Annotated in this window: 20 protein-coding genes; 11 read left to right on the forward strand and 9 right to left on the reverse strand. The window is 42.6% G+C overall.

Annotated elements, in window-relative coordinates; genetic code table 11:
* Window positions 1-66: 66 nt before the first annotated feature.
* The 4 genes from RMY63_RS28990 to RMY63_RS29005 all read right to left on the reverse strand — a co-directional run bounded on the left by RMY63_RS28990 (window position 67) and on the right by RMY63_RS29005 (window position 5,607).
* Complete coding sequence (locus RMY63_RS28990; protein WP_322732015.1) at window positions 67-1,113, reverse strand: PstS family phosphate ABC transporter substrate-binding protein; 1,047 nt, start codon at window positions 1,111-1,113, stop codon at window positions 67-69.
* Window positions 1,114-1,416: 303 nt separating this feature from the next.
* Complete coding sequence (locus RMY63_RS28995; protein ID WP_322732016.1) at window positions 1,417-2,814, reverse strand: ABC transporter substrate-binding protein; 1,398 nt, start codon at window positions 2,812-2,814, stop codon at window positions 1,417-1,419.
* 70 nt (window positions 2,815-2,884) lie between these two features.
* Window positions 2,885-4,288 carry a serine/threonine-protein kinase gene (locus tag RMY63_RS29000; protein ID WP_322732017.1) on the reverse strand — a complete coding sequence of 468 codons (1,404 nt, stop codon included), beginning with the start codon at window positions 4,286-4,288 and terminating at the stop codon, window positions 2,885-2,887.
* A 305-nt stretch (window positions 4,289-4,593) separates the two neighbouring features.
* On the reverse strand, window positions 4,594-5,607 hold the full coding sequence (locus tag RMY63_RS29005) for a LysR family transcriptional regulator (protein ID WP_292868735.1): 1,014 nt from the start codon (window positions 5,605-5,607) through the stop codon (window positions 4,594-4,596).
* A gap of 212 nt (window positions 5,608-5,819) precedes the next feature.
* Here RMY63_RS29005 and RMY63_RS29010 point away from each other — a divergent pair, with 212 nt between their 5' ends.
* The 3 genes from RMY63_RS29010 (at window position 5,820) to RMY63_RS29020 (ending at window position 9,776) form a co-directional block, all read left to right on the forward strand.
* Window positions 5,820-6,536 carry an NnrU family protein gene (locus tag RMY63_RS29010; RefSeq protein WP_322732018.1) on the forward strand — a complete coding sequence of 239 codons (717 nt, stop codon included), beginning with the start codon at window positions 5,820-5,822 and terminating at the stop codon, window positions 6,534-6,536.
* Window positions 6,537-7,027: 491 nt separating this feature from the next.
* Window positions 7,028-7,414, forward strand: a complete 387-nt coding sequence (locus RMY63_RS29015; protein ID WP_322732019.1) for a thioredoxin family protein — start codon at window positions 7,028-7,030, stop codon at window positions 7,412-7,414.
* Window positions 7,415-7,673: 259 nt separating this feature from the next.
* On the forward strand, window positions 7,674-9,776 hold the full coding sequence (locus RMY63_RS29020; protein WP_322732020.1) for an NAD(P)H-quinone oxidoreductase subunit 5: 2,103 nt from the start codon (window positions 7,674-7,676) through the stop codon (window positions 9,774-9,776).
* Between the two features lie 40 nt (window positions 9,777-9,816).
* Here RMY63_RS29020 and RMY63_RS29025 read toward each other — a convergent pair whose 3' ends face one another.
* The 4 genes from RMY63_RS29025 to RMY63_RS29040 all read right to left on the reverse strand — a co-directional run bounded on the left by RMY63_RS29025 (window position 9,817) and on the right by RMY63_RS29040 (window position 13,938).
* Entirely contained in the window at window positions 9,817-12,438 is a 2,622-nt protein-coding gene (locus tag RMY63_RS29025) for a DEAD/DEAH box helicase (RefSeq protein ID WP_322732021.1), read from the reverse strand.
* Between the two features lie 72 nt (window positions 12,439-12,510).
* Complete coding sequence (locus RMY63_RS29030; RefSeq protein ID WP_322732022.1) at window positions 12,511-12,837, reverse strand: type II toxin-antitoxin system RelE/ParE family toxin; 327 nt, start codon at window positions 12,835-12,837, stop codon at window positions 12,511-12,513.
* A 4-nt stretch (window positions 12,838-12,841) separates the two neighbouring features.
* Window positions 12,842-13,099 carry a hypothetical protein gene (locus RMY63_RS29035; protein ID WP_322732023.1) on the reverse strand — a complete coding sequence of 86 codons (258 nt, stop codon included), beginning with the start codon at window positions 13,097-13,099 and terminating at the stop codon, window positions 12,842-12,844.
* Between the two features lie 608 nt (window positions 13,100-13,707).
* Complete coding sequence (locus RMY63_RS29040; RefSeq protein WP_322732024.1) at window positions 13,708-13,938, reverse strand: hypothetical protein; 231 nt, start codon at window positions 13,936-13,938, stop codon at window positions 13,708-13,710.
* Window positions 13,939-14,478: 540 nt separating this feature from the next.
* On the opposite strand from RMY63_RS29040, the gene RMY63_RS29045 reads away from it, so the two are divergent.
* Together RMY63_RS29045 and RMY63_RS29050 are read left to right on the forward strand one after the other, a co-directional pair.
* Complete coding sequence (locus RMY63_RS29045; protein WP_322732025.1) at window positions 14,479-16,056, forward strand: NAD(P)H-quinone oxidoreductase subunit 4; 1,578 nt, start codon at window positions 14,479-14,481, stop codon at window positions 16,054-16,056.
* 438 nt (window positions 16,057-16,494) lie between these two features.
* The gene (locus tag RMY63_RS29050; RefSeq protein ID WP_322732026.1) at window positions 16,495-17,256 is read left to right on the forward strand and encodes a Uma2 family endonuclease; all 762 of its coding nucleotides are present in this window, start codon (window positions 16,495-16,497) and stop codon (window positions 17,254-17,256) included.
* A 145-nt stretch (window positions 17,257-17,401) separates the two neighbouring features.
* Here the strand turns inward: RMY63_RS29050 and RMY63_RS29055 are convergent, their stop codons facing one another.
* Window positions 17,402-17,905 carry an MAPEG family protein gene (locus tag RMY63_RS29055; RefSeq protein ID WP_322732027.1) on the reverse strand — a complete coding sequence of 168 codons (504 nt, stop codon included), beginning with the start codon at window positions 17,903-17,905 and terminating at the stop codon, window positions 17,402-17,404.
* A 255-nt stretch (window positions 17,906-18,160) separates the two neighbouring features.
* On the opposite strand from RMY63_RS29055, the gene RMY63_RS29060 reads away from it, so the two are divergent.
* The 6 genes from RMY63_RS29060 (at window position 18,161) to recG (ending at window position 25,734) form a co-directional block, all read left to right on the forward strand.
* A complete protein-coding gene (locus tag RMY63_RS29060) occupies window positions 18,161-19,075 on the forward strand; it encodes an AraC family transcriptional regulator (RefSeq protein WP_322732028.1) in 915 nt (304 codons plus the stop codon).
* A gap of 477 nt (window positions 19,076-19,552) precedes the next feature.
* Window positions 19,553-19,720 carry a hypothetical protein gene (locus RMY63_RS29065; RefSeq protein ID WP_322732029.1) on the forward strand — a complete coding sequence of 56 codons (168 nt, stop codon included), beginning with the start codon at window positions 19,553-19,555 and terminating at the stop codon, window positions 19,718-19,720.
* Between the two features lie 215 nt (window positions 19,721-19,935).
* Window positions 19,936-20,730 (forward strand): 30S ribosomal protein S2, encoded by a 795-nt coding sequence (rpsB, locus tag RMY63_RS29070; protein WP_190913288.1) that lies wholly within the window; start codon window positions 19,936-19,938, stop codon window positions 20,728-20,730.
* 186 nt (window positions 20,731-20,916) lie between these two features.
* Window positions 20,917-21,861, forward strand: coding sequence for a translation elongation factor Ts (tsf, locus tag RMY63_RS29075; RefSeq protein WP_322732030.1), 945 nt, complete (start codon window positions 20,917-20,919; stop codon window positions 21,859-21,861).
* Window positions 21,862-22,283: 422 nt separating this feature from the next.
* Window positions 22,284-23,141, forward strand: a complete 858-nt coding sequence (locus tag RMY63_RS29080) for a hypothetical protein (protein WP_322732031.1) — start codon at window positions 22,284-22,286, stop codon at window positions 23,139-23,141.
* A gap of 91 nt (window positions 23,142-23,232) precedes the next feature.
* Window positions 23,233-25,734, forward strand: a complete 2,502-nt coding sequence (gene recG / locus RMY63_RS29085) for an ATP-dependent DNA helicase RecG (RefSeq protein ID WP_322732032.1) — start codon at window positions 23,233-23,235, stop codon at window positions 25,732-25,734.
* The last annotated feature ends 281 nt before the right edge of the window (window positions 25,735-26,015 follow it).

Below are 26,015 nucleotides of genomic sequence, written 5' to 3' on the forward strand. Positions count from 1 at the left end.
AGCGGCGATTTCCGCCACTCTGTCTTGAGTGCGATGGGCCAGACCCCGCCACGGCGATCGCTCTTGTCAGCGAATTTTGACAAACCCCGCTTGGGTAATCAGTTCCTGTCCCTGCTCAGTCAGCAGTAAGTTGGCGTAAGCGACACCTGCTTGCTGCTCAGTCTGACCATTCTGTTTGACCACCACAAACAGATTGCGGGTAATCGGGTATTTTCCTGATTGGAAAGCATCAATGTTCAATTTGTTACGTTTACCAGGACATTCAGACGGGAGGACAGAAGGTTCTTGGTATGGTGCAATGTATTGTCCTTGCGTCCGCCCCAACGGCAAGGCTTTGATTGAGCATTGAGGAATCACCTCTGGGGCAGAAGCGTAGTAGATGCTACCAGGACTATCAGCCAATTTTTGCAAGGCTTGGGTGGTTGTGGAGATAAATTCTACATTGGAGCTGAAAGCTTGACCACCCAAGATGTCTTGGACAAAAAGTTCGACAGTACCGCCATCAGCAATGCGGCGGGAATAGGGCTTGATCGGGATATTGGGGCCGCCCACCTGGCTCCAATTATTGATTTTGCCTGTGTAAATTGACTTTAACTGTTCTACCGTTAGTCCTGGGATATTCAGGTTGGGGTTAACTGCAACCGCTAAACCATCAATTGCCACAGGAATTTGTTTCAAACTGAACCCACGCTGCTGGGCACGACTTAATTCTTGATCTAGAACTGGTCGGGAGGACTGGGCAAAGGCTAGTTGACCGTCTATCAAGGACTGAATGCCAGTACCAGAACCAGGAGATGCATTGCTGGGTTCTACATATCGCAGCCGTAACTCTGGCCGCGCGGCTTGAATTGCTGGATCAACTACTAGTCGAATCGGTGCCCAAGATGTACTGCCTCCGTAATTGAATAATCCTGTAGGAACATCCTTTACTGAAGTGAAAGTATTGCCACTAGGTTGTTCCGATCCGGTTTGGGGCGTTTTGGTGCTACCAGAATTAATTGTATTTAGATCGACACCAGATTTTCTAGTAAACCACCAAAAACCGCCAGCTATTAGCCCAACGGTGATTAGGATGGATAATACAAGAATAGTTGTTTCATTTTTTTGGGACATAGTATAATTACCCGCGCATCCATTCAATATAAGTGCTTGACTTGATAAGTGCTTGCTACTTGAGATTGTATTGGGAGGACGGGTGTTTTACTAAAAATGCAGATAAATCCTCACTTCTGACTACTTTATAAACCAAGGTATAATAAATTTACCCTGGATTATTTGTCTTTTTTCTCAAGGCTTGAGTGTTGGTGAGGATAAGTTGTTAGTTGATACTAAGATTTTTCCCCATAAAGCTTAATTTCTCATCTTCAGGGTTTTTCCAGGTTAAGTATTGGTTAACTTTTAATTTTTTCTTGCTGGTTAACGCACTGGTTCAAAGTCATAACCAGTGCGAGAGCGAGAACCAGGAACAATTTTTACAAGTTGCACTGGCGCATTGCGATCGCCTGATGCTAAAAACCGAATTGTACCAGAAGCGCCAGTGGCAGAAAAGTCAGATGACAAGAGTGCTTGTTGGACTCCATCTCGCGTAGGATTGCGTTCTAATGCCGTAATCAGAGCCACAGTGGCATCATAGCTGAGGGCACTTCGCCAACTCACATCACCGCCCCATAACTGCCGCGATTTCTGAGGAAAATCTGACTTAGGATCGGCATCAATATGCCAGGGAACTGCTAATACCATCCCCACAGCTTGTTCTCTGCCAATTTCTAAAGTTTTAGCGGTGTAAACATCATCTCCCCCCAGTAGAGTTAACTGTTTCTGGTTAATTTGAACTACTTGCAGCGCTTTATCCAAAGTTTCAGTATTAGCAGCTAACATCAATACTTCTGCACCTTGTTTAGTTGCTTGTTCTACACTTTTAGCCGCACTAAAATCCGCCCTGGATAAGTCAAATTCGCTGGCTACCTGTCCACCCTCTAGGGAAACAGATGAAACAAACTCTGACTTTAAAGACTGGCTATAGTTACTCTGAGAATTAAAGAAAACCACTGCATTTTTTTTCTGCAAGGTTCTCACCATATAGTTGGCTAAACTTCTTGCAGCCATAAAATCACTAGGAACTGTGCGAAAAACGTAGCGGCTAAAGTTAGAAATTTTGACAGATGTACTAGTTGGAGATATAGCTACAAGTTGTCCAGAAGTATAGATAGTACCTGCGGCTAAGGTGGAATCGCTAGTATTCGGCCCAACTACACCTAATACTTCGGAATTGCTGACTAGGCTGGAAGCGATTTGCTTCGATATTTCTGGATTGTCGTCATCGCTAGCTATCCCTACCCTCAAAAAGACTCCCTTGATTCCTCCAGAAGTATTGACTTGATTTTGGGCTTGGGCTATCCCACGTAAAATTTCTAAAGAAGTATTGGGGTCAGTGCCAAATGGTACAGAAGCCACGATAGTATAGCTTTTGGAAGAACCAATTCGGGCATTGTTAAGAAAAATTAATGCTTCTGGATCGTTACGGTTGAGTTTTAGGGCAGCTGTGAAATTAGCGATCGCTTTATCATAACTTTTAGCTGCGATCGCCTGTATTCCTTCTTTTTTCACTGGAGAAATGTCACCCGGAGTAAAGGATTTTTCCCCAAAACTAATGCGGTCTTGCAAGGATAAATTGTTGCCTGGTTGTTGATTTTGAATGTTAGTATTACCAATTTTGACCCCATTGTTAGTAAACCACCAAAAACCACCGCCAACTATGCCAACTGTCAGCAGCAGGGTCAAAGCTAAAATTGTGGTTTCATTCTTTTGTGACATGAACAAGTTTGAATAAAGTAAAAAATATTTATTATTTAATTGTTTGGCTAAATCTAACCATAGAAGTTTTTTAAAGTAAAAAAGATAATAATTTATAAATAAGTCGAAACACAGCTGTTAGTGAAATAGCTACTAAGCTTGCTGCAACTGCTAAAATTACCACTGACGGAAGGTCAAGACCTCCCCGTAAAAAGGGGACAAAAAAAATAATCGCAAAAGTAATTGTGGGAATAATTAATAAATCGAACTTTTCAATCCATCGCCTGGTTTGGACAAAAATTAGTATACCTAAAATCAGGGCGGAAGTAGTCAAAGTAACTATTGGTGATTTTACTAGACTGAAGAGGGCGATCGCGATCAATGCACCCTCAAATCCACTAAATGCCGCCCCACCCAATAATTCCAATGTCGAAAACGCTGGTTGAGTTGGTGGACGACGGGGAACGACAGGATTAGAACCTTGGGATGGTTGTGGCGGGAGGGTTGCAGAGGGCGAATTAAGTTGTGTAGGAGATTGAGCCGCTTGTGAGTTAAGTGCGCCCAGAACCTCCTGGGCTGACTGGAAGCGCTGATTAGCCGCAGGTAGCAGCATCTTGTCTAAAATGTCAGCAAGGTGAGGGTTGACACTTACTTGCGATCGCCATTTCCACTGGTTGCTATAGGCATCAAATAGTTGAATTGCTTCCTTATTTGTTAACAAGGTAATAATAGTTACAGCTAAAGCGTATAAATCTGTAGATGGAAAGACTTGCCCTCCAGCCATCTGTTCGGGCGGTGCAAATCCCATAGAATAAATTCCTGTAGAAGAAGCCGCAGAACCAAGTGCAACATTTGTTACTTGCTTGACTGCGCCAAAATCTAGTAAGAAAAGTTTACCATCACGACGACGCATAATGTTTGAAGGTTTGATGTCTCTGTGGATAATGCCTCTGTCATGGACAAACTCTAGTACTCTCAGGATTGCTTGCAATACCTCTAACACTTGCTGTTCAGAAAATTTACCTTGTTGAACTAATTCTTCTTCTAGGTTTTGCCCATCAATGTATTCTTGCACCAAGTAAAAAAATTGGTCTTGCTCTTTTGGTTGCAAGCTATTAACTATCACTGGAAAGAAAGCAAACAAGTCAGGAATTTGCTCGTGATCGTTACCAAGTTGTGCTAAAACTTCCGCTTCTCTTTCAAACATTAACTGCGCTTGTTGCAGTTGAGTTAAAGTTAAATTTCCCGCTGGTTGAAACTGCTTAACCACGCATTGACGCATTCCCGGTATTCGGCGATCGCGTGCCAAAAATGCTGCTCCAAACCCGCCCCTTCCCAGCAGTTTCGTTGGCACGTATCGACCATCTAGCATCAATGGCATACCACAGGTAGTGCAATACTTTTGCTGGGTTGTTTTCAGTGTCGTAACATCATCTAAATCGGCAAAATAGTTTTGTGGGCGTGGACAACGTGGACGAGTGCAGTAAACTTCCATTTTCCTGATTAGTCAAAATAATTCGTAATTGATAATACTCGCCTTCTCTACGAGATGCTACGCGAATGGTAAGAAGCAAGCTACGTAATTCGTAATTAGTTCAGGTTACAGAACAACTAAATTTGTTAATGAGGAACACGAAACTTTTTTCCTGATGTCAAACCCTTGGTTTGCCTACAGCACCCTGCACGAACACAATGGGTTAATAATTACGAATTAAGTTAGCGACAGAGGAGCGTCATTACGAATTATTTGGTCATTTACAAAAAACAAAGGACAAATGACAAGGGACTAATAACCTGATTTTAGTCTTCGCCAGATAAAGTAGGTGTTGCTACCTCCAATGTAGTTAACACTAGACTTTTTTGTGTTAATTTTAACACATCTTGATTCCATCCTGGGTTAGCAAACTGGGGCAAAATTTCTTGACTAAAGGCTTCTGCGGCCTTGGATCTATAGCGATTGGGATTACAAATCAGCCACAGCGTCCGTTTGACGACAACGCCTTCAATGGGAGTACGGTGCAAAACGCCCATTTGTAACTCTTTAGCGATCGCACTAGTTGAAACAAAGGCAGCTCCTAGACCAGATTGCACAGCATTTTTAATCGCTTCAATGGAATTCAATTCCATTTCAACTTTAAAACGTCTGGTATCGATTTCGCAGCGTGCTAGCACTTGGTCAATTACTTTGCGGATAGTCGATTGGGAATCTAGGGCGATGAATTGTAATTTATATAGGTCTTCTTTCTGGATTTTTTCAAGTTTGGTAAAAGGATGAAAGACAGGTATAATCAGCGCTAGCTCGTCCTCAGCGTAAGGAATCACGTCTAAAGATTCTGACAGTTCACCGGGAATTTCACCACCGATAATCGCCAGATCGACTTGTCCGTTAGCGACACTCCAAGCAGTCCGCCGGGTCGAGTGGACGTGTAATTGCACCGCCACATCTGGATATTTTTGTCGGAACATACCGATCATTCTGGGCAAAAGATAAGTGCCAGTGGTTTGAGAAGCACCGACAATTAAAGTACCACCTTGGAGATTTTGTAAATCCTCGATCGCACGGCAGGTTTCCTGACAGAGACTGAGGATTTTTTCACCGTAGTTTAAGAGTAGATGCCCAGCTTCGGTTAATTGGGCGCGTCGTCCTCCACGATCGAATAAAGGGACATCGAGTTGCCGTTCGAGATTTTGGACTTGCAAACTGACGGCAGGCTGGGAGACGTAAAGACTATCAGCGGCACGCTTGAAGCTTCCTTCTTGAGCGATCGCTTTCAGGATACGTAACTGATCTAAAGTGAAAGGAAGGTCAGACATAAGGCTCAACCCACAAACTTTTAAAGGAGCAGATGCACGTAATAAATCAGGTTTGGCAGCAATCAGTCGGACATGATTTGTTGCATATTAAACTTGAAGGCTTAACTCGAAAAAGACAGTAGCACAACATCTTGACTAAAGTCCCCTTTTGAATACTTTGTGGTATTGGTTGTACTGAATTCAATTTTCTTTAAATTACTTCACCTGTGTATATGCTGCTGATTTCTTGGTTGACACCCAGTCATTTTGTCATACTGGGGTTACAAATAGTTTTTGCGATCGCTCACAGTGGAGGCGCTGCTTTACGCCCTTGGGCAGAAAAATACATTGGCCCAAGGCTTTATCGCATTCTCTTTGCATTAGTCAGCTTACCGTTGGCTGTAATATTAATTATTTACTTTTTTGGGCACCGCTATGATGGTTTGCAAATTTGGCAGGTACAAGGGGTGCCAGGAGTGCGAGAATTTGTTTGGCTGCTGTCAGCAATCTCGTTTTTGTTTTTATATCCTGCTACCTTCAATCTACTAGAAATTGCTGCTATTCAAAAGCCCCAAGTTCATCTCTACGAAACCGGAATTATTCGGATTACCCGTCATCCCCAGATGGTAGGACAAATAATTTGGTGTGTTGCCCATACTCTCTGGCTGGGTACTACCTTTACCCTTGTGACTTCCATTGGATTGATATTGCATCACTGGTTTGGGGTTTGGCACGGGGATCGCCGCTTGAGCGATCGTTATGGAGAAGCTTTTGAAATTGCCAAACAGCGGACTTCAATTATTCCCTTTAAAGCAATTATTGACGGACGTCAATCTCTCAAATGGCAGGAATTTCTCCGCCCTGCCTATTTGGGAGTTACCATTTTTATAGCTTTGCTTTGGTGGTCGCACCCTCTGTTAATGGAAGCAACTAGTAGGGTAGGATGGTAAATTTAGACGATCCCCAGTGTCAGCAGAGTGTCAGCAGAAAATCCGAAATAGATGGAAATTTCAGCTTATCAATTGCTCCAAATCAATGTAGGATAAATTCAAACATCTATTCAGTGGAGGGTGCGTTCAGTCGACTTCTAGGGTGGCTTTTCTGTCAGAGACACATTAACACGCTCAATTTTTGCCAATTATTCTGTGTCCTGAATATTTGTGTCCTGAATGGATCTATCGGCAGTTACTGACTTGCCAATCCTCCACTGAAGCAGTCCTGAGTCCTGAGTCCTGAGTAAAAGCAAGCAACTTAGTATTCATTGCTTGGCAATTAGTCCCAATTTTGCTTTACTCTAAAAGAAAAATAAACGAGTTCCTCATTCAATCCGCTAACTTTAGTTATGGACTTCTACTCAGCAAACAGAACTCGGAACTCAGCACTACTCAATTCAGTACTGATAGCTAGTTTGATATAAAAACCTTATAATCCAAGAGGCGTCATGGTGTTGTCGGTTAGTGAGCGGACATTTACTCAAGAAGTTTTAGAATCTCCTATTCCTGTTTTAGTTAACTTTGAAGCACCTTGGTGTGGCTTGTGTAAAGTTATCCACCCGCTGTTGTTGCAATTTCAGGCCCAGTGCGGGGATGAAATTAAATTAGTCGGGGTTAACGCTGATCAAAATTTTAAATTGTCTACTACTTATAGGCTAAAATCACTACCCACTTTACTATTGATTGAAAATGGCACTATTCGCCATCGCTTGGAATGCTTTCGTAGCAGGGAAGATTTACGTCTAGCTTTAGAAGAGATTAAAGCCAGCTACAGCAATTACCCCAAAATCTACAAAAGTTCAAAAACAGTGGACTTAGAGTATCGATCAGCCTGATGGATATTGGGCATTGGGGAGCCAGTGCGTTGGGCGGGCAATGCCCGACTTGAAGCAACTGGCGTCATAGGGCATAGGGCTAATGACCAATGACCAATGACCAATGACCAATGACCAAAGACCAAAGACCAAATCTAAAACCATGCTTAATACCCCACCCAATCAGCCTTGGGTGGGTTATTTTATCCTAAAGGGTGTGTGTCACAATTGTTAACAGTTTCGACACGCTAATCAAGAATTCTAAAAGTAGGCGTCAGTGATGGAAGTAATCTATCAGTATGCCTGGCTGATTCCGGTGTTCCCTCTTTTTGGGGCGATGCTGGTCGGTCTAGGGTTAATCTCGTTGAATCAGGTGACAAACCGCCTACGGCAGCTTAACGCTGTGGTGATTATCTCCTTGATGGCAGCAGCTATGGGGCTATCATTTGCCTTGTTATGGAGCCAAATTCAAGGACACGCGCCTTATCTGTACACCTTTGAGTGGGCGGCAGCAGGTAATTTTCATCTGAGCATGGGCTACACTATTGACCACCTGACAGCCTTAATGCTGGTGATTGTCACAACGGTAGCCTGCTTAGTCATGATTTACACCGATGGCTACATGGCTCACGATCCCGGTTACGTGAGGTTTTACGCCTATCTCAGTTTGTTTGGCTCCTCAATGTTAGGTCTGGTGGTCAGCCCCAACCTAGTACAGATTTATATCTTCTGGGAACTGGTGGGGATGTGTTCTTACTTGCTGGTCGGCTTTTGGTACGATCGCAAGTCAGCAGCCGATGCCGCGCAAAAAGCGTTTGTGACTAACCGCGTAGGCGACTTTGGTTTATTACTCGGCATTCTCGGGCTATTCTGGGCAACGGGAAGCTTTGATTTTAATATCATGGGCGATCGCCTCGCCCAACTCGTAGAATCAGGTTCGATCAGCAATTTTCTTGCTGTCCTGTTTGCGATTTTAGTTTTCTTAGGGCCAGTGGCGAAATCAGCCCAATTCCCTCTCCACGTCTGGCTACCAGATGCAATGGAAGGCCCCACCCCGATTTCCGCCTTGATTCACGCGGCAACAATGGTGGCGGCGGGTGTTTTCCTCATTGCCCGGATGTACCCAGTATTTGAAGACGTTCCAGCTGCAATGAATGTCATTGCCTTTACTGGGGCGTTTACGGCGTTTTTGGGGGCAACCATTGCCATTACCCAAAACGACATCAAAAAGGGCTTGGCTTACTCCACCATTTCCCAACTGGGTTACATGGTGATGGCAATGGGAATAGGTTCCTACAGTGCTGGGCTATTCCACCTAATGACCCACGCCTATTTCAAGGCGATGCTGTTCTTGGGTTCAGGTTCAGTAATTCACGGTATGGAAGGTGTCGTTGGACACGACCCCGCCTTAGCGCAAGATATGCGCTTGATGGGTGGACTGCGAAAGTATATGCCTGTCACAGCAACGACCTTTTTGATTGGTTGCTTGGCAATTTCTGGTATCCCACCTTTTGCTGGTTTCTGGTCAAAAGATGAAATTTTGGGGAAGGCTTTTGAGGCTAACCCACTCCTCTGGTTTATCGGCTGGCTAACTGCCGGAATTACTGCTTTTTATATGTTTAGAATGTATTTCTCGACATTTGAAGGCAAATTCCGGGGTACTGACCAGAAAATCAAGGAAAAACTCAAGAAGGCAGCCACAATTGTCCTAGAGTTAGAGTCAGAAGAACTAGCCCCGAATTTTGGGCCTGGGGCAATGAAAAAAGGAGAATTGGCTGCCACTGAACACCATGACTCCCATGATCATGATTCCCACGGGCATCACAGCGACTCCCCCCACGAGTCGCCGTGGACAATGACTCTGCCATTAGTATTTTTGGCTGTACCTTCAATTTTCATTGGTTTGGTGGGAACTCCCTACGCCAATTATTTTGAAGAGTTTATCTTTCCTCCTAGCGAAACTCTCACCGAAGTTCTAGAAAAAGCTTCTGAGTTTAATCCCACGGAATTCTACATTATGGCGGGTGCCTCAGTGGGAATTTCCTTGGTTGCGATTACCTTAGCTTCGCTGATGTATTTGCGCCGTCAGATTGACCCGGCTGCGATCGCTGCTAAAATCCAACCACTTTACGAGTTATCCCTCAACAAGTGGTACTTTGATGACATTTACCATCGGGTTTTTGTCCTCGGCTTGCGTCGCCTAGCTAGACAAGTTATGGAAGTTGACTTCCGCGTTGTCGATGGTGCTGTTAACCTCACAGGCTTTTTCACCCTTGTCAGTGGTGAAGGTCTGAAGTACCTAGAAAACGGTCGCGCTCAATTCTATGCCTTGATTGTGTTTGGGGCGGTTTTGGGCTTAGTGATTGTCTTTGGTGTTACCTGATTTTCATAGGGGCGGGCGGTTGCCCACCCCTACCTTTTAACTATCCACTAATTGGGAGATTAGCTAATTTTTGATTACGTAAATTTTTTGCTAAGGATGCTGGGTCAAGACCATTATCTTGATAAGCTTTCATAGCAGTTTCTCTCCATTCCAAGTTAGCCTCACCAGGAAAACTACGTTTTAGCTCACGTACTACAGTGATTGCCTTTTCTGCCCAGGCTTGAAATTTTTCCTGATTCCAATAACACACATCTTGTGTATGAGGTGCTGCACCACTGGTAATACTTTTACAAGGTGTAACCACAACAGGTATGATTTCTGATTCTTTGCGAAGCAACGAAATATTCTGTTTAATCCAGTTTGGATGTGAAGCAGCTTGTCTAACTTTAGTTGCTCCTAGTGAATTTCCCTGATTATTAGTTGAATGGTCTTCAAATACAATACAAAAGTCATCATCAGCAATCCACCAGGGATCTGGATCAGCATCTCCGTTTGAATTTCCAACTTGATAACCCAATAAACGCCCTAATTTTTCATGCCCATTTTCAAACGCTTTTGAGTCTTGCTGAGTATCTTTCACTCTCTGGAGATTCTCAAGAATTACTTTTACCTCTGCTTCAAACTTTTGATCGTTGAAATTTCCATACAGTGACAATTGTGATTCTAGTGCTTCAACTACAGAAGTCAGTCTCAATTTATCAGCTTGATTTTCTTGATTTTCTTCTAAATTCAACCTAGAGAGTTGATAGAGCCAACTAACTCCTTCAGTAGTAGAAGCAGCACGCTTAAAGAAATTCCGTGCTACTCCTTCCATAGAAGCTACACCACGTTTTGCCGCTATCCAGGCTGCACTTCCAGCAAGGTAGTACCAAAAGGCTCTATATCCTTTAACATCATCTCCACTAAGCGAACTTAATACAGAATTACATTCTTGAACTGCCTGTTCAAAATTGCCGCTCCAAAGTGCGTTTTGATATCTAACTTCATGAGCAACATCTGCCTGTAATTTTTCTATGCCTGGAAGTTGAGATTGTTCTAATTTATCTCTCAAATCTATAATATCCTTCTCTGCTCCATTCCAGTCTTCTTTATGTGTTAGAAAAATTTGCAAATTATCAATAAAATCTGATGATTTAACATCTTTAGATTGCTCAATTCCATACTCTATCTCAGCTTGAATTTCTGGATGTAAAAACTTTCTTTTATTCTTATCTAGTAAAAAACTATTCAATTCTTCTCCAAGCACTACTACTGCGGAATAATCGTTATCTGCTCTTGTACAACGACCAACTGCCTGAACAATTCTAGTTAATACACGGTCATTAAAAAGAATATTTGCTGGCATTCGCGTCACAAGAAATTTTTCTTGTAGATTTGTTGCTTTTTGCATTCCTTTTACTATTAATAGACGACATTCATCACTTCCCAAATCAATCCCATCATATCGGTTTGCAACTATAGCTACTGCTTTTGATTCAGATATAAAAGTCTGCTTTGACTTCTCGATTTCCCTAGCATTGAATATTTTATAACTAGTTGCTGTAGATATCTGTGTTGCAAGTTTATTTACAGTAGGATCATCTGGGACAAGGACGAGTGTTCTTGGTGTTTCTTTGATCATATCTATAGCTAACTTGAGTGCAGCTTCTTCATTAAGTGATCTTTCTGGAAAAAAGAAAAAGCGACGACCAATGCCCTGTTGATCCCATCCATCTGGAACTGGTAAACGAACTATTTTTTCTGTACCTGCAAGCCTTTCTAATTCTCCTCCTTCTCCTAATGTAGCAGACATATATATGCGTTGTTTAGGAGTAGAAAATGGTTGATGAGTACGAGTAGGTGGCAAAACAGGACGAATTAATATCGAGTTATAGCTGCTGTATATATGGCATGAAAATAAGTGATCTCTCAGAGCAGACCAAGAATACTGTAAGTCGTTTATGTCCTTGATGTGTGTATCCAGTATTGTAGTTATTTCTTCGAGTCTTTCATACAGGAATGGAGTAGGTATCTTTTCAACCCATTGAATATCTCCTAAATCAGGAGAGTCAGAAATCAACCTAGAGTAGTGTGCATTTAGAATAATCCCACGCATAGCCGAAACTAAAGCTCTAAAAAGAGTGCTATGTTTGGAATTATTTCGCTCAATTGAAAGAGACCAATATTTTGCTATGTAATTTTCAGCAGAATGGGCATCATCAAGAATTATTATGTCGGCGTTCTTAAAGAAAGGATTTGTGTTAAATAAACCACTATAAGTAGTGACAGCAATAGTTTCTGCATTAGTATACTCAGCCTTGATAGTAGGGGTATATTCAGCCTGTTTACCTGTAAAAGCATTTGCTTTTATTCCAAAAATAGTTGATGATTGCTCAACTACCTGATTCACAAGTTGAACAGTAGGGCATAGATACACTACTTTTTCATTAAAACGGCAACGCCGCCATTCTGCAATCAAAAGCCCGACTCCTGTCTTACCACTACCTGTTGGAAGTTGTAAAGCAACATCTGGTAGATTAAGAGTTTCTTGCTGACAGTATTTTCTAAGTATGTCAGCTTGGTGAGAAATCAAACCTTGGGATTTTTTATTTTTAATATCTCGGAAAAGTGCTTCAGGTGTTTCGGCAGAGGTGTGAGAATGACTAACTTTTTTGAGTGCCATGTCTTTGAGATGCTAAGTATCTGGTGATCACACTGTTGTAACATAAACGAAATGCTCCCAGAATATGATTTTTTATGTCTTTTTAATTGCATCTTCAATGTCTTCTAAGCTCACATCTGCCTGCTCCGATTTTGCATAAATGAGTAGAAGTAAGACGAATTCAGACGAGACAACTTGATAGATCACCCGATATCCACCACTTTTACCCGTCGGGATATCACTGTTTTTTGCTCGAACTTTAAAAACAGTCAAGTCTATCCCAGAAATTTGATCGCCGATAAAATTTCCAGCCTGTAGCTGATCAATAATGGGTTGAATGTCAACTTGAATTTGGCGATAGCGTTTAGTCAGAGTTTTTAGACGGCGTTTGAAGGGAGATGTAAAGCGAACTTCTGGCATAAATCTAGGCTTCCATATCGTCCCAAAGCTCTGAAACTGGGAAAGTTTGTCCTACTGCTGCTTGTCGCACGGACTCTTGCAAATCGGCTAATATTTGTGCTTTTGGCTCTTGTTCATCAATCCAAGCTAAACCACTGACGTTATCAGAATTTATGGAACTTATAAGCTGTTGCCAAAGCTCTACAGGGACGAGTACATCTGTTGTTTCTCCATCTGCGTTGGTGACATAACGAATCTGATTTTCAATTTGTGCGATTATCATTATGGTTATTTCTCGTGTCATGCTTTTTTGCACCAAATTGCTTTTTTCAACAACCACTAAACAGCATCGTGTATTTTTAGCGATAGGTTGGGCTACGCGATCGCACCTTCTCTATTAAAAAGCGAAGACAAGTTATGGAAGTTGACTTTCGCTTTGTTAATGCCGTTAACCTCACAGGTTTTTGCACCCTTGTCAGAGGTGAAGGTCTAAAGTACCTAGAAAACGGTCGCGCTAAATTCTATTACATTATTTATTGAATGGCATTTAAGGATTTTCAGGATCAAAAAAAACTACTAATATTTAAAATATGGAATTTTATTATAAGTAGTAAATAAAATAGCGATCCTGTTATGAAAAAAAGCTTTCATAATCGTCATGACTACCTATCCAGAACCATGTAACTGTATCACCCTCCAAAACTCCAATTGCTCGATAATTACGAGTTATTCTGACAGACCAAATATTCTCCTCGTTATTTATACATTTAAAATGCAAAGACGAATGAAAAGGATTTTCTCTCCATAACTGATAAGCTTTTCTCGCACTCTGTCTAACTTGCTTTTCAAGGGACTTATATTTATCCCAAAAAGAAGGAAGAGTTACAGACTTCATAAATTTTCATAGTTCATTGGTTTTGCAAGTCCTTCTGCAATCTCTCTTTTAGCAGATTGGGCAGATGCAATCAGTTGTTGTTGAGTTTTCTTAAATGATTTATCCCATTTCAACTCATCTTGCAAATCTTCCAGGTACTCTCGGAGATGTTCTGCAACTCTTTCTTGCACATCTTCAGATAAAGATTCCATCATCCTAATTACAGTAGCGATCGCTGGAGATGACATATAGCATTTTCCTTATCAACCTTACCTGTCTATTTTACTAAAAAAACTCAATCAAATCGCCTATTGTCGTGATCAGAGCGAGCTGTTGCCAAAGTTCTATAGGGACGAGTACATTTGTTGTTTCTCCATCTTTGTTGGTGACATTACGAATCTAGCTTTCAATTTGTGCGATTATCATTATGGTTATTTCTCCTGTCATGCTTTTTTGCACCAAATTGCTTTTTTCAACAACCACCAAACAGCATCGTGTATTTTTAGCGATAGGTTGGACTACGCGTAGACGCAAAGCGGCTTGTCGTAGACATCGCACCCCTAGACTATAATTTTAGCGGCTTTTTTAGGGTAAATTTTTGACTTGACTGGGGTATCACAACGCACATTCCGCACTCTCAAATGTTAAAAAAGACTCCCAACAGAAGAAACGGGGGATTGCCAATTTAATTAAATCAACCTAACGAGGAAGACGAAATCCCCAAAAAGCTGTTACTTAATAACTAGTGACTTTTTGCCAAACTTGATTTTGATAGCAGACGAATTGTGATGAATACAGCTAATTTTCCGTGGCTGACGACGATTATTTTGTTGCCGATAGCCGCCTCACTACTGATTCCCATCATCCCAGATAAAGAAGGCAAAACAGTGCGCTGGTACTCCCTCATCGTAGGGCTGATAGATTTTGCACTAATTGTTTATGCTTTTTACACTGGGTATGATTTCTCCAATCCAAATTTGCAGTTGGTCGAGAGTTACCCCTGGGTACCCCAACTAGATTTGAATTGGTCAGTAGGGGCAGATGGCTTATCCATGCCCCTAATTATTTTGACTGGATTCATTACCACGCTGGCGATTTTAGCAGCTTGGCCTGTTACCTTCAAGCCGAAGCTATTTTACTTCTTGATTTTGGCGATGTATGGCGGTCAGATTGCCGTGTTCGCCGTCCAGGATATGCTGTTGTTTTTCCTGGTGTGGGAACTGGAACTAGTACCGATATACTTTCTGCTGTCGATTTGGGGAGGCAAAAGGCGGCAATATGCAGCGACTAAATTTATTTTATACACCGCTGGCGGCTCGCTGTTTATTTTGCTGTCTGCCCTGACAATGGGATTTTACGGCGATACGGTGACGTTTGACATGCGATCGCTCGCCTTAAAAGATTTCGCCCTGAATTTCCAACTTGCCCTTTATGCTGGCTTCCTAATTGCTTACGCCGTCAAGTTGCCGATTATTCCCTTGCATACTTGGCTACCTGATGCCCACGGTGAAGCTACAGCCCCTGTACACATGTTATTGGCAGGTATTCTCCTGAAAATGGGCGGTTACGCCTTAATTCGGATGAATGCCCAAATGCTCCCCGATGCCCACGCTTATTTTGCACCAGTATTGGTAGTTTTGGGGGTAGTTAATATCATCTACGCTGCCTTGACATCCTTTGCCCAGCGCAACCTGAAGCGAAAAATTGCCTACTCCTCAATTTCTCACATGGGCTTTGTGATGATTGGTATTGCCTCCTTCACCGATTTGGGATTGAGTGGGGCAATATTGCAAATGGTTTCTCACGGGTTAATTGGGGCAAGTTTGTTCTTTCTTGTAGGGGCAACTTACGACCGGACACACACCCTGATGTTGGATGAAATGGGCGGTGTCGGTAAGAGAATGCCGAAGATTTTCGCCATGTTCACTGCCTGTTCAATGGCTTCTTTGGCATTGCCAGGGATGAGCGGTTTTGTGGCAGAATTAATGGTGTTTGTCGGCTTTGCTACTAGCGATGCTTATAGCTCTACCTTCAAAGTTATCGTGGTGTTCTTGATGGCAGTGGGAGTGATTTTAACTCCGATTTATCTGCTGTCGATGTTGCGAGAAATTTTCTACGGTAAAGAGAACGAGGAATTAGTTTCTCACCAAGCTTTGATAGATTCCGAACCCCGTGAAGTGTTTATTATTACCTGTTTGTTGGTACCAATTATTGGTATTGGTTTATATCCAAAATTGCTGACTCAAATGTATGACGCCACAACTGTACAATTGACGGCAAGATTGCGTGATTCCGTACCAACATTAGCACAGCAAAAAGACGATGCACTAAAGGTTTCTTTGAGTGCGCCTCAAATTGGTAATTAAGTTGCGATCGCTAGTTTAGTTTAGTTTAAATATTGATTACTTTGAAGGCGGGTTTTATACCTGCCCTTTTTATTACTCTTTTTGTTACTCATATCAAGTTCGGGTGATTGCTTATAATAAAATCTATCAATGATATAGGACTCATATTTGATTTTTGCAAAGCTAGGTACACCTTTATTCCTTCTTAAGAGTCCCCATTACCCCTTATCCCCAGAGGGGGCCCACCTTCCCCAGTCCCCAGTCCCCAGTCCCTGGTCTTTACGAGTAATTCAGAAATCAAATCGGATTGCTATAAGTTACCCTGAATTAGAATTTGCTCTAAAATAATCTTGTAGTACTGATTTTACAACCATGACCAAAACATAAAAAGATACAAAGCAAGTTAATTTATTTATAGAAATTCTTAATGCGTCAATTTTGAATTCGGAGCGAAGCGACGTGACGGCTACTCTACCTGTTAGTGTCGAATCAGAAATCTTCTACCCCAGTGCTGATGGTCAACCAGTGGCAGAAACCTACGACCACCTTTATGCTTTACTAACTACCTTAGAAGTCCTGAAACAGTATCTGGCAAATCGTCAGGCAACAGTATTAGGAAATCAATTTCTTTACTATGCACAGGGCTTTCCCAAATTGCGGGTAGCCCCAGATGTAATGGTGATTTTTGATGTTGCACCTGGCGGTCGGGACAACTATAAAGTTTGGGAAGAGGGTCAAGTACCGACAGTTATTTTTGAAATGACATCCTTTGGGACTAAGGGACAAGACGAAATCTTCAAAAAGACCCTTTATGAGCAGCTAGGTGTCAACGAGTACTGGCTATTTGACCCTAAAAGCGAGTGGGTGGAACAACAGTTACGTGGGTATCGTCTGCGGGGAGAAATCTACGAACCGATACAAGATGGACGCAGTGAACCGTTACAACTACGCTTGGTGGTTGAGGGAAGGCTAATTGGGTTTTACCGAGAGGATACAGGGGAAAAATTACTGATACCTGATGAACTGGTAGAGGCTTTAAGGCAAGAAATTTTAGCAAGACAGCAAGCAGAAGAACTAGTAGAACAAGAACGCCAACGAGCAGAACAAGAACGCCAACGAGCAGAACAGGAACGCCAACGAGCAGAACAGGCAGAGTTGCAGATAGAACAGTTAAAGGCAAGGTTGCGATCGCTTAATCTAGACCCTGATACTATTGAGTAACCCGCAAGGTGTAATTCCAGAAGTTACTGTAGCTACGCCCGTGCTAAACATTGCCTTCCTCGTCCCTACTTCCAAGCCAAAATATTTTACGGATTTGTTCAGCAACCCAAAGATCAGTATCAATTGCTTTAAGCATTATAATTTATCAAAATTGCTGCACGCTGTAGTAAAGACAAGCTAGACTGCCGACGATATAAACTAGCCAAGTTCCGAAAAAACCGATCGCCCTGCCCAGTGATGGGCCATAAACCTGTATTAATCCCCAGGCATGGGCAATCCGAGCTAGTGTCAATAGAGTACCTAGCATCCATAATAGTCCATTCCCCGCCTGCATCCACTCTAGGGCAATTAGGAACATGAGGCTAAGGGGTACGTATTCTGTAAAGTTACCATGCGCTCGGATAGTACGCTGCAACACCCCGTCTTCCATGTTTTTCGTGACATTAGACTGTTGTGTTATTTTTTCCACAAACTCTGCCCAAGCATTTGGATGATCTAAATAATTGGGCTGTGAGGCAACCTCAGATAGAGATGCACCATGCCAAATCCGAGTACGGGTGCGTTCCATTGCTACTCGGTAGGATAAACCCAAAGCAAGTAGCCCATGACAGCCGATAAAGAAGGTTGAAATAGGAATCAAAACAGGCATTGACAATCACTCAAATCAAAATCCTAATACCAATTCAATTAATGATTGCAACACATCCTTGGGTGAAGACGCGATGAATCGCGTCTCTACAAATGGTCTATTTGTCGCATTCTTTTTTTAAACTGGTATAACTTTGAAAATACTTGGCTGCAATTGTTACTGTCTTTTCAATTCTTGCGGAATATCCAAATCTGCTTTTTGAGACAATAGAGTTGAAGCATTTAAATTGCTGTTAATACTTGATTGGCTCTGCCCATGAATCTGCTAAAAGAGTTTTTGTTCAATCCCCCAGAACGGAAAATTCCCCTCGATCAGCCCCCACTAGAAGCTCTACCCCAGTGGGGACACTGGTTAGAAACACCAGAGTTGATGGTAGCAATCATTCCGCCAGGACATTTAGAAGTCAATATTCGCTCACCACTTAACCTTGTGGTAACAAGTTTTGGGGAAACTCGTGGGATTGCGGCCTTCAATGCCGATCGACTGCAACCTTACCAAGCGCTACCAGGAGGTTTTGATATTGTGCCTCAAAGCAGTACTTATAGTTCGGTGGAAGACGCTTCTTGTTTTGTGGTGTTTGGATATTCCCAATCTTTTCTAGAGCGGATAGTCAAAGTGGAAGCAGAGGGACAGACAATTGAATTACAGCCAGGGCAAATTCCCAAAACTCACTGGGGCTTGAGTGCTGCGATCGCTATGCAAGAGTTTTTTGATCATGGACAAACTGGTGGTGCATTTTACTTAGAATCAGTTGCAACAGCAGTGTTGGCACAAATCATTTACCGACGTTCAAACCTATCTGGACGGCTCAAACGTCCACCAGAGTTTTTAGATCCAAATTTGTTAAAGTCTGTCTTGGAATACATCAGAGCGCATTTATCCCAGGAACTTAACCTGAAACAGATTGCTGCCACAGTAGGATTCAGTCCCTACCATTTCGCACGAGCATTTAAGGTAACAACTGGACTGTCACCTTATCAATATGTCCTCCGGTGTCGGCTGGAACTTGCCCAACAACTGTTACAAAACCAAAGGCGATCGCTAGCGCAGGTAGCCGTAGAAGCAGGATTTGGCAACCAGAGTCACATGACATCTGTGTTTGGGCGAATGCTACACACAACTCCCAAGCGTTATCGGCAAGAAATGAGTAGTATTTTAGACTATGTATGAAACCGATATATGTGTAGTTTTCTGCAAGACGGTTTGAAATACTTATCCTGTTTGGGTTTAAAATTTGCTACATCTGAGTTTTTCAGCCATCATTTACAACGGAAAATCAAGCCTTTCGAGATCATCTTGCAGATTTATTAGTTATATCTTGGCTAAATGCCAAGTAGACAATTTGTTACCTATGTTTTTGCTACATTTATTACCTGAGACAGAATACAATAGATGAGTCTCTAGCGCGTTTCAATCTAGTAAGTCTCAACAATACTGCTTTGATTGAGAAGACTGTTTTATACAGTAATTCCCAAGCAAAACTGAATCAAAGGATAAATAAAGCGCCATCCCTTTAAGCACCCAGAGACGCTAAGAGATTAACAGATACTTCAAGGATAGGTTAGCGTTTTATTTCCTACTTCCACTTGAAAGTCCAAGATCAATGTAGAGTCAAGAATTTACCTTTAAATATTGAGGTATAAAATTATGCAAGAAATTGAAAGATTCTTTGGCAACTTGTTCAGTGGCATAATCAACCGCTTTAAGTATTCTGCGATGGACGCTGCCGATCGCAAAATGAGAGAAACTATCGACGAGCAGATCGAACAACGGCGACAAAAACCTAAACCCGAAGATCGAGAAGATCGCGAGTAGACCTTTAAAAAAGCAAAATTTTCATTACTAGTGCTGCCCGATTGTTGAGTAGGCAGCACAATTTTCTTGACCTCATTTGGTCAAGCAACTATAACTCTTCAGAATATGCTAACCTAGTATGGTTAACTAATCTCGCACATCTAAGAATTCGGGTGTTTCCCGATTGGGAAATACACTTGGATGGAGGTTTAACCCGAATCGGAGTTGAAAAATATATGCCAGTAGTTTCATTGGCTCAAATGATGGAGTCAGGGGTTCACTTTGGGCATCAGACCCGGCGTTGGAACCCAAAAATGTCTCCTTACATTTATACTTCCCGCAATGGCGTGCATATTATCGACTTGGTGCAAACTGCCCAGTTGATGGATAATGCTTACAACTACATGCGATCGCACGCGGAACAAGGGAAGAAATTTCTTTTTGTCGGCACTAAGCGCCAAGCAGCTGGAATTATTGCCCAAGAAGCTAGCCGTTGTGGTTCCCACTACATTAACCAACGCTGGTTAGGCGGAATGTTGACCAACTGGGCAACCATTAAAACACGTGTAGACCGCCTGAAAGATTTAGAACGCCGTGAAGAAACTGGCGCACTAGATTTATTACCGAAAAAAGAAGCATCAATGCTACGTCGGGAAATGACGAAGCTTCAGAAATACTTGGGTGGCATTAAAACAATGCGGAAAGTACCCGATATTGTGGTAATTGTAGACCAACGCCGGGAATATAACGCAGTTCAAGAATGCCAAAAGCTGAATATTCCCATTGTATCCATGTTGGATACAAACTGTGACCCCGATGTAGTAGATATCCCCATCCCAGCAAACGACGATGCTATCAGATCGATTAAGTTGATAGTCGGAAAATTGGCAGATGCCATTTATGAAGGTCGTCACGGTCAGCTGGATGTTGAAGATGATTACGAAGATTACGACGGTAGTGAGTATGACGATGACTACGAAGAAACCGAATATACTGATGCCGTAATTCCCGACGAGGAAACAGAAGAATAGTGCTGAGTGCTGAGTAAGATAGAAAGACTCAGAAAATTGAATAGTGCTGAGTCTTGATTTTTGAAGTTGTAAGTTGTGATTTGTCAATGAAGAATAAAATTGATAACTGAACACTCAAAACTCAGCACTCAGTACTAAATTAGGTGACTGATTACAACTCGAGGTCAAGTTAGGAATTGAGGCAAAATGGCGGAAATATCTGCAAAACTCGTCCAAGAGCTACGCCAAAAAACTGGTGCCGGCATGATGGACTGCAAAAAGGCGCTGATAGAGACTGAAGGCAACGTAGAAGAAGCCGCAGACTGGCTACGGAAAAAGGGCATCTCTAAGGCGGGGGCAAAAAGCGATCGCATTGCGGCAGAAGGTCTAGTAGACACTTACATTCAGCCCGGAGGTCGAGTAGGTGTACTCATAGAAGTCAACTGCCAAACCGACTTTGTTGCTCGTAACGAGGCTTTTAAAGCTTTAGTTAAGAATCTAGCAAAGCAAGCAGCGACAGCTGATAGTGTTGAGTCTTTGTTGGCTCAACCCTATATTGATAATGAAAGTGCGACTGTAGAAGAATTTATCAAGCAAACCATTGCCACCCTTGGTGAAAATATCCAAGTGCGTCGCTTTGTTAATTTTGCAATAGCAGAAGGCACGCAAGGTGTAGTAGACAGCTACATTCACACTGGTGGTCGAGTTGGTGTATTAGTAGAACTAGGTTCCAAAACTGAGTCAGCAGCTGCTAATTCAGAGTTCCAAACCTTGGCACGGAACACTGCAATGCAAGTTGCGGCTTGTCCTAATGTCGAGTATGTGAGTGTAGACCAAATCCCCGCCGAAGTTGCCCAAAAGGAAAAAGACATTGAAATGGGCAAGGATGATTTGGCGAACAAGCCTGAAAACATCAAAGAAAAAATTGTTCAGGGACGGATTGAAAAACGCCTGAAAGAATTGACTTTGCTCGATCAGCCTTACATCCGCGATCAGAGTATTTCCGTGGAAGACTTGATAAAGCAAGTGAAGGCACAATTAGGCGAAGAGATTCAAGTGACTCGCTTTGTCCGTTATATACTGGGCGAAGGCATTGAAAAGCAAGAAATTAGCTTTGCTGATGAAGTCGCTGCACAAATGGGCACTAAGTAATATTGGTCATTGGTCATTGGTCATTGGTCAGAAAACAAATGACAAAGGACAAAGGACAAATGACTCTTTACAAAACAGGTCAGGTTGTTTGCTTGACCTGTATTTTATTTACTAAAGACAGAAAATTTCGCATTTATCCCTGTTCTGTCACTCTCCGAAAACTTTTGCCATTTCTGAATTCTAGAGCTTTTGTATATGAAGCGATCGCCCTCCCGGAAAGTGACAAAAGAGGGATAAAACTTAGACACAAAAAGACTTTTCACCCAGTTCCTATTACCCCTTACCCCCAGAGGGGGTTCCACCATCCCCAGTTCCCAGTCCCTTGCTATAATTTAAAATCTAAAATTCTCTGGAAAGTTATCCTAAAATAAATTTGTACATTTGTACTATGTAATGGTTCAGATGGGCAAGAGCGAAAAAATATGGCAAGAGCAATCGAGCGAATTGAGCAGGATATTGCAGCACTCCAAGAAGCGATCCGGGCGATCGCAATCGAACTACAAAGCGCTTATGCTAGTTATCTAAACACCTTGGGGCTAGCTGTACGCAAACAGTTGATTCTTGCGAGTTACCACCTCTGTACCCAAGGATATCCCGAAAACTTTTTGCATTTGTCATTGAATCAACGCCAACAATTGCAACAAGCTATTCGTAAGTTGGGTCAACTCGCAGCTGAACAATTGCTCATTTATCTTAAAAGTGAAGATTCAGGGGAGGATGAGGGAGAAGATAAGGAGGATGAGGGAGATGAGGAGGATGAGGGCGTAACATCCTCTTCGTCTTCACTATTTCTAGACACCTCTAATTCTCACTATCTCACTGCCGACACCTCCGATCCTATAGAACTGGCAAAATGGCAACAGAAATTAGAAGAGGTCATGCAAGATATACTGAAAAAACTTTCGCATGATGCTAATCTTTTGTTACAAAAAGCTGGGGTATTACCGAAAAAATTACCAGAACCGATTTTAGCAGCGGCGGCGGCGGCAGCATCAGAAGCATCTGCTGAGGTAATGCCAGGGCCACCCAATTTATTAAACTTAGTAATTGAAATTGAAAATGAGCAACACTCAGAAGATTCTGGACTGACTCAAATCATGGCTATTAACCTGCGGCTAGGAGAAATTGAATTTGCTGATGTGACACTCTCCTCTGAACGCAGGCAAATCCGCAGTATTTTAGTTAAGCTAAATAAGCTGGGACGAGAGTATCAAAAGAGACATAGAGAAAAGGCGATCGCTGAAGCGGAAGCTGCATGGCGTGCTAGTTGGTTTGAATAAAGTTATGAGTTATCAATTATGAGTTATGAGTTATTTATTCCTAACTCCTAACTCCTCACTCCTCACTCCTAACTCCTAACTCTGCTGACCAATGATTAATGAAAAACCAGATTGGATACGATTGCACAAAGCCTTGGCAATAGAAGCTGAACGCGGCTTTACAGACTTGATGGGCAGAGAATACCGTTTCAGTGAATTTCTGAGCCTAACTTTGGGCAAATTCCCAACAGGCTTACCCCAAACTGAACGCCGCCGTTGGCAAGGATTAGCGGTGCAATTTGCTAGTTATCCACATCTAGCACTGGAAGAAAGGCAACATTTAGTAGCAGAGACTCGTAGGTATCTTTCCCAACTACAGCAAGAGGAGCAGCGGAAGGAGGAGCAGGGGGAGCAGGGGAGCAGAGGAGCAGAGGAGCAAGGGAGAATTTATAAATCCAAAACTCAAAATCCAAAATCTCCAATTGTTACTGAGGTGAGTCGGAGACTTGCACCAAAAATTGAGCAAAAACTCAGTGATTTACCAGAAATAGGTTTTAAAAAAGCTGATAATTTGGCACGGCTTGGTTTACATACCGTCCGTGACTTGCTTTTCTACTATCCTCGCGACCATATTGATTATGCACGTCAGGTGAATATCCGCGAGTTACAGGCGGGTGAAACAGTGACAATAATCGCTACAGTTAAGCGTTGCAACTGCTTTACTAGCCCTAAAAATCAGAAATTATCAATTTTAGAATTGGTAGTAAAAGATAACAGTGGTCAAATCAAAATTGGCCGTTTTTATGCAGGTACGCGCTTTAGCAGTCGCGCTTGGCAAGAAAGTTTAAAACGTCGTTATCCAGTAGGTAGCATTCTAGCAGCCTGTGGGTTGGTGAAAGAAAGTAAATATGGATTGACATTGGATAATCCAGAACTAGAGGTTTTGGCAAATCCAGGAGATACGATTGAGTCGCTAAATATTGGGCGGGTAGTGCCAATTTATGGACTAACTGAAGGTGTGGTGGCGAATACAGTGCGACAGGCGGTAATTGCTGCTTTACCCGCTGCGGCTAACCTAAAAGACCCTTTGCCAAGTGGTTTGCGGCAGAAGTATGGTTTGATGGAATTAAAAGATGCGATCGCTAATATCCATTTTCCCAGTGATAGCGCCGCCCTACAAGTTGCCCGTCGTCGCCTAGTTTTTGATGAATTTTTCTACCTCCAACTTGGGTTACTGCAACGTCAACAGCAAGCAAGAGCAATTCAAACCAGCGCCATCCTTGTGCCACGCGGTCAACTTGTAGAGAAATTTCACGAAATACTGCCTTTTCAACTCACTGGCGCCCAGCAACGAGTTCTCAACGATATTCTCAACGATTTACAAAAACCCGTGCCAATGAATCGTTTGGTGCAAGGTGATGTCGGTTCTGGTAAAACAGTCGTCGCCGTGCTGGCTATCCTTGCAGCAATTCAATCTGGCTACCAAGCGGCGCTGATGGCTCCCACAGAAGTTTTGGCAGAACAACATTATCGCAAGTTAGTTAGCTGGTTTAATCTACTGCATTTACCAGTGGAATTACTGACAGGTTCAACTAAAGCTGCGAAACGAAGACAAATACATTCTCAGCTAGGAACTGGTGAATTACCTCTGTTAGTGGGAACCCATGCCTTGATTCAAGACCCCGTAAACTTCCAACAACTAGGGTTAGTGGTGATCGATGAACAGCATCGCTTTGGGGTAGAACAACGGGCACGTTTGCAGCAAAAAGGCAATCAACCTCATGTGTTAACTATGACAGCAACCCCGATTCCCCGAACGTTGGCACTGACGATACACGGGGATTTAGATGTGAGCCAAATTGATGAGCTACCACCGGGACGGCAAAAGATTCAGACAACAGTATTGTCAGGTCAGCAACGCAACCATGCTTACGACCTGATCCGCCGAGAAATTGTCCAAGGTAGACAAGTTTATGTGGTTTTGCCATTAGTGGAAGAATCAGAAAAACTGGATTTGCGATCGGCTGTTGAGGAGCATCAAAAGTTACAAGAAAGTGTTTTTCCTGATTTTCAAGTTGGGTTGCTGCACGGTCGCATGAGTTCAGCCGAAAAGGATGAAGCAATAACTAAATTCCGTGATAACCAAACGCAAATTTTGGTTTCTACTACTGTTGTTGAGGTTGGTGTAGACGTACCTAATGCTACAGTGATGCTCATTGAAAATGCAGAGCGATTTGGCTTATCACAACTGCACCAACTGCGGGGGCGTGTTGGTCGGGGTGCGGCTCAGTCTTACTGTCTGTTGATGAGCAGTTCTAGAAGTCCTGATGCTCAACAACGGTTGAAAGTATTGGAACAATCTCAGGATGGCTTTTTCATCTCCGAGATGGATATGCGTTTTCGTGGCCCAGGGCAAGTACTGGGAACTCGCCAATCTGGAGTGCCAGATTTTACTTTAGCAAGTTTGGTTGACGATGAGGAAGTTTTACTTTTAGCGCGACAAGCAGCGGAAAAAATAATAGAAATGGATGTTACTTTAGAGCGTTGGTATTTAATGAAAGAAGAGTTGAAGTATCGGTATGAGCGCTTAATGGGTGGGGCGATTTTGACATAACATATTTGAGTTAGAAACCTACATCAAGCAATGAATCTTCAATTTGATTGCTGGGGCAGGGCGGGGCACTCAAGTTGACCCCAAACACTGACACAATCCTTGCTGAATCTGCACGGGCAGCAGCCGAAGTTGCCAAGGAAAGGACATTGAAACAGTTAGGTAATGCGATCGGTGCTGCTCTCAATTAAATTTCTTAGAGGATATGGCGATCGCGGTTTGGGGTGCGATCGCTTTCACTTTTACAAGAGATTATATAGAGTACAGCACTGAATTTTTAGACA

The sequence above is a fragment of the Nostoc sp. ChiQUE01b genome, from assembly GCF_034531255.1.
Lineage (GTDB): Bacteria > Cyanobacteriota > Cyanobacteriia > Cyanobacteriales > Nostocaceae > Nostoc.

Coding starts and splice junctions, on each gene's coding strand:
- RMY63_RS28990 (WP_322732015.1), bottom strand. CDS start 1,113: ATGTCCCAAAAAAATGAAACAACTATTCTTGTATTATCCATCCTAATC.
- RMY63_RS28995 (WP_322732016.1), bottom strand. CDS start 2,814: ATGTCACAAAAGAATGAAACCACAATTTTAGCTTTGACCCTGCTGCTG.
- RMY63_RS29000 (WP_322732017.1), bottom strand. CDS start 4,288: ATGGAAGTTTACTGCACTCGTCCACGTTGTCCACGCCCACAAAACTAT.
- RMY63_RS29005 (WP_292868735.1), bottom strand. CDS start 5,607: ATGTCTGACCTTCCTTTCACTTTAGATCAGTTACGTATCCTGAAAGCG.
- RMY63_RS29010 (WP_322732018.1), top strand. CDS start 5,820: ATGCTGCTGATTTCTTGGTTGACACCCAGTCATTTTGTCATACTGGGG.
- RMY63_RS29015 (WP_322732019.1), top strand. CDS start 7,028: ATGGTGTTGTCGGTTAGTGAGCGGACATTTACTCAAGAAGTTTTAGAA.
- RMY63_RS29020 (WP_322732020.1), top strand. CDS start 7,674: ATGGAAGTAATCTATCAGTATGCCTGGCTGATTCCGGTGTTCCCTCTT.
- RMY63_RS29025 (WP_322732021.1), bottom strand. CDS start 12,438: ATGGCACTCAAAAAAGTTAGTCATTCTCACACCTCTGCCGAAACACCT.
- RMY63_RS29030 (WP_322732022.1), bottom strand. CDS start 12,837: ATGCCAGAAGTTCGCTTTACATCTCCCTTCAAACGCCGTCTAAAAACT.
- RMY63_RS29035 (WP_322732023.1), bottom strand. CDS start 13,099: ATGATAATCGCACAAATTGAAAATCAGATTCGTTATGTCACCAACGCA.
- RMY63_RS29040 (WP_322732024.1), bottom strand. CDS start 13,938: ATGTCATCTCCAGCGATCGCTACTGTAATTAGGATGATGGAATCTTTA.
- RMY63_RS29045 (WP_322732025.1), top strand. CDS start 14,479: ATGAATACAGCTAATTTTCCGTGGCTGACGACGATTATTTTGTTGCCG.
- RMY63_RS29055 (WP_322732027.1), bottom strand. CDS start 17,905: ATGCCTGTTTTGATTCCTATTTCAACCTTCTTTATCGGCTGTCATGGG.
- RMY63_RS29060 (WP_322732028.1), top strand. CDS start 18,161: ATGAATCTGCTAAAAGAGTTTTTGTTCAATCCCCCAGAACGGAAAATT.
- RMY63_RS29065 (WP_322732029.1), top strand. CDS start 19,553: ATGCAAGAAATTGAAAGATTCTTTGGCAACTTGTTCAGTGGCATAATC.
- rpsB (WP_190913288.1), top strand. CDS start 19,936: ATGCCAGTAGTTTCATTGGCTCAAATGATGGAGTCAGGGGTTCACTTT.
- tsf (WP_322732030.1), top strand. CDS start 20,917: ATGGCGGAAATATCTGCAAAACTCGTCCAAGAGCTACGCCAAAAAACT.
- RMY63_RS29080 (WP_322732031.1), top strand. CDS start 22,284: ATGGCAAGAGCAATCGAGCGAATTGAGCAGGATATTGCAGCACTCCAA.
- recG (WP_322732032.1), top strand. CDS start 23,233: ATGATTAATGAAAAACCAGATTGGATACGATTGCACAAAGCCTTGGCA.